At 41.3% G+C, this 3,638-nt stretch carries 4 protein-coding genes; all 4 read right to left on the bottom strand.

Annotation, left to right across the window (positions count from 1 at the left end; genetic code table 11):
• On the bottom strand, positions 1-1,558 hold a 1,558-nt coding region (gene hsdR, locus HGBM_RS28610; protein ID WP_019123903.1), incomplete at its 3' end, for an EcoAI/FtnUII family type I restriction enzme subunit R.
• 145 nt (positions 1,559-1,703) lie between these two features.
• A complete protein-coding gene (locus HGBM_RS28605; protein ID WP_019123902.1) occupies positions 1,704-2,204 on the bottom strand; it encodes a helix-turn-helix domain-containing protein in 501 nt (166 codons plus the stop codon).
• Positions 2,205-3,036: 832 nt separating this feature from the next.
• On the bottom strand, positions 3,037-3,189 hold the full coding sequence (locus HGBM_RS32670) for a DUF6508 domain-containing protein (protein ID WP_390621044.1): 153 nt from the start codon (positions 3,187-3,189) through the stop codon (positions 3,037-3,039).
• A gap of 51 nt (positions 3,190-3,240) precedes the next feature.
• Positions 3,241-3,417: a hypothetical protein gene (locus HGBM_RS30615; protein ID WP_019123900.1), complete on the bottom strand. Its 177-nt coding sequence runs from the start codon at positions 3,415-3,417 to the stop codon at positions 3,241-3,243.
• Positions 3,418-3,638: the final 221 nt, after the last annotated feature.

Genomic DNA, 3,638 nt, shown 5'->3' with positions numbered 1-3,638 from the left:
TTACAGTGCCTCGACCTATGATCTGTTTAAATTCTGTCATAGAATTAATGTTGGCATCCAGAACAATGAGCTTGCACGTTTGGACATCGACGCCAGTCGTCAACAACTTGGACGTCACTGCGATCACGGGGTATGTACTGGCTGGATCGATAAAGTTGTCCAGCTCCTCCTTCCCCTCCTCGTTATCCCCCGTTATTCGTACAATGTATTTTGGATTTTGAGCCGCCAAATCGGCATTTTCGTTTACCAAGGCCTGACGCATTCGTTCAGCATGCGGTATGTCTACACAAAAAACAATGGTTTTCTGAAAACGATCCGTTTTCTTTAGATACTCCGTAATTTTTTTGGCGACCAGGGCGGTTCGATCATCAATGACCAGTGTTCGATCGAAGTCTTTGACGTTATAAATCCGATCCTCAATAACTTGTCCGTATTTATCTCTCTGCCCTTCTTCTGGCCGCCAGCCTTCCACGTCTTTATCAATGGTGTATCGAATGACCCGATAAGGAGCCAGGAATCCATCGTTGATCCCTTGTTTCAAACTGTATGTGTAAATTGGCTCCCCAAAGTAATGAATGTTCGAAACGTCTTTCGTTTCTTTAGGGGTTGCCGTGAGTCCAACCTGGGTCGCTGATGAAAAATATTCCAGAATCTCCCGCCATGCGGAATCTTCTTTGGCACTGCCACGATGGCACTCATCCACAATGATTAGATCAAAGAAATCAGGAGAAAATTCTTTGTAGATGTTTTTCCATTCCTCGGCACCCGACACTCCTTGGTACAGTGCTAAATAAATTTCATATGACTTATCCACCTTGCGATTCCTGATTTTGGTCATCTTATCGCCAAAATGCTTAAAATCATTTGCCATCGTCTGATCAACCAAGATGTTACGGTCGGCAAGAAACAGGATTCTTTTCTTCGTTCTGGACTTCCATAATCGCCAAATCAACTGAAAGGCAATGAGCGTTTTGCCTGTTCCCGTGGCAAGAACCAGCAAAAGTCGATTTTGTCCTTTGGCAATCGCTTCTACTGCACGATTAATGGCAATTCGTTGGTAGTAACGCGGCGTTTTTCCGCTACCATCCGAAAAATAGTCTTGCGTAATGATTCTTTCCTGCTCTTCCGTAATGCCTTTCCATTGCTTATACCTTTCCCACAATTTTTCAGGAGACGGAAACTCATCAAGCCCAATTTCCCTTTCAACATAATCCGACATGCCTGTTCGATCGTGTTCTAAAAACGCTTTTCCGTTTGAACTGAAAACAAAGGGAATATCGAGGATATCGGCATATTGCAAAGCTTGTTGCATTCCGTCCCCAACGGAATGTGTGTCATCTTTTGCTTCGATAATGGCTAGCGGCAGGTTAGATTTGTAATATAGAATGTAGTCCGCCCGCTTTGCCTTTCTTCGGGTATGCATCTTCCCTTTTACAATAATTCGTCCCGCCGTAAACGTTACTTCTTCCCGAATTTGCTTATGTATATCCCATCCTGCCTTAATTAAAGCGGGAGTAATAAACTTTGTACAAATATCCCGTTCCGAATATTTGGGCATTACCATTACCCCCTTTTCATGCCATAAATCCATTCGCCCAAGCGGTTGTTTCCATTTAGTTACTACAATTTTACCAGAATTTTTGTGTCGTTCGTAGCTTGTAAGATACATCAAGGAATATAAAAAAGCCGCCCATACGGGTGGCTCAAACCGCTTGTTTAAATTGATCGATGAGTTCCGATAGCACGAATATATCACGTACTTTTGTACTCGGACTCCAGGAGCATTTGGCAATATACTCAAAAATTTTGAGCAAACGTTCCTTTGCCTCTCTGCTAAGCTCTTCTCCATTCAACAGGTAGTTATGCCTGATAAGAAGATCAAACAATTCGATTTTTTCTGGTTTACGCGGCTCTTTAATTATCGTAGCGATAAGAACCGAGTTCGGGATTTGCAACGCCTCAGATAATTGTAAAATCTTGGTTATAGAAGGGGATTTTTTCTCTCCCTTCTCCAAGCGGCAAATGTACGAAGAAGAAACTCCTGACAATTCCTCCAACTGCTTCAAAGACAAATTTTTGATTTTCCGATAATGCCTCAGCATAATCCTGAAATTATCGGATACTGTGAGATCGCCTTCTCTCTCCTCCTCCTCATCCATTTCATCATCAAACATCTCATCATCCTTGTACATGTCTTCATTCATGGTGTATTGCTCCTTCCTTTCAACCTGATTTCCTGACTGGAACCCTTTATTTTGATCATTCGACATATTTTATTCATTGACAGTGCTGTCAATTATGCTGAATTCTGGCTTCTCAAAACGGTCCTTCACCGTCGCCTTCGTTTCCATCAAGAAATGATTGAGTCAAATTCATAGTCTACCAACCTCCATGCACTCCAGCTCGATTGGCATTGAAAATGACCGTTCCAGTTTATACCTTTTATTGCATCCGTAAATCCCTCGTATTCGCTTCTCCATGCCAACAACTGTGATGAGAACAAGCCGATTCCCCATCCCATTGACAACGATTTCGACGCCATTTTGCAGTCTCCACTTTGCAACCCCCTGAATTTTCGGCATCTCATCTTTCAGGCATTTGCTAATGTCCTTGGGATCGAGATTCTGCTCCTTGCAACGTTTCAAAAAATGCTTGGTGCATTGGATCTTCATGCCGATCTCCCTCCGTCGGACAAAGTTATGTTCTTAATTCAATTGAAAAAATTGAAGGGCATCGACTCCAATCATTCATGGAGTGATGCCCCTGGGCAAAGCAGGTATTGAATTTGACGTTGGCAAATATAACATTCGCATCGTTTTCCCGCCCCAAATCAGAACGAATGTTTGTATGATGTTAATAACAGTTTATCTGGCCTTCTGTATGTTTTCAAGGCTTGCTTAAATAAAATTTTCCTGCCGTTGTTGCTTAGCAGGCAAGCAGGCGGTTAAAGGGACAGGAGTGAAGGGGAGAGTTTTTCCACAATTTATGCACAATACCTGTTGTGAATATGTTAACAACTCTGTCCCTACATTTCGTTTACAACTGATCTCTTATCTCCCGCAATCTTTGGAGAATGCAGTGCAGTTTGCCGTCCGTCACAATGCGTTTCAACAATCCTTCGTTAAATCTGTCGCCTCTTACATAGCAAGTCATTAATTTACGCAATGTGTCCAAATCGGCGGATTTGATCTCTTCCTGTATATCATGGTTTAAATCCTTGAATAATTCATTTTCGTTGAGTTATTCATGCCAGTTAAAAACCATCAGAAAGCCTGTGTCAGACAATGTTTTCATCAATTCAACCGTAAATTCTTGCAATCTTCCGTCAAGTTTATCCGCACCCACTAATTCCTTTGATATTGCATAAAGTTTTAATATTTTTTCAATATCTTTTGGCGTGATTTCCTTGTCATACAATGGCGAGAACCCTCTTTTCGTTTAAGGTGAGTTTCTGGATACCTTATCATTTCATAAATCTTATGCAAGTTTTAAGAAACACTTCTATAAATCATTCATACAACTTATGCATCTGTTTGGATTCCAATTGTAAATCCAGCAAAATCAGGCCGTTTGGAATTGAACGTTTATGCATATTTTATGAATTGACCTCAGCCTAACAGCCAACTAAAAGAAAAAAA

The organism is Brevibacillus massiliensis (assembly GCF_000311785.1).
GTDB lineage: Bacteria > Bacillota > Bacilli > Brevibacillales > Brevibacillaceae > Brevibacillus_C > Brevibacillus_C massiliensis.
The sequence above is the reverse complement of the archived record's forward strand: the minus strand, read 5'-3'. Positions and strand labels throughout refer to the sequence as shown.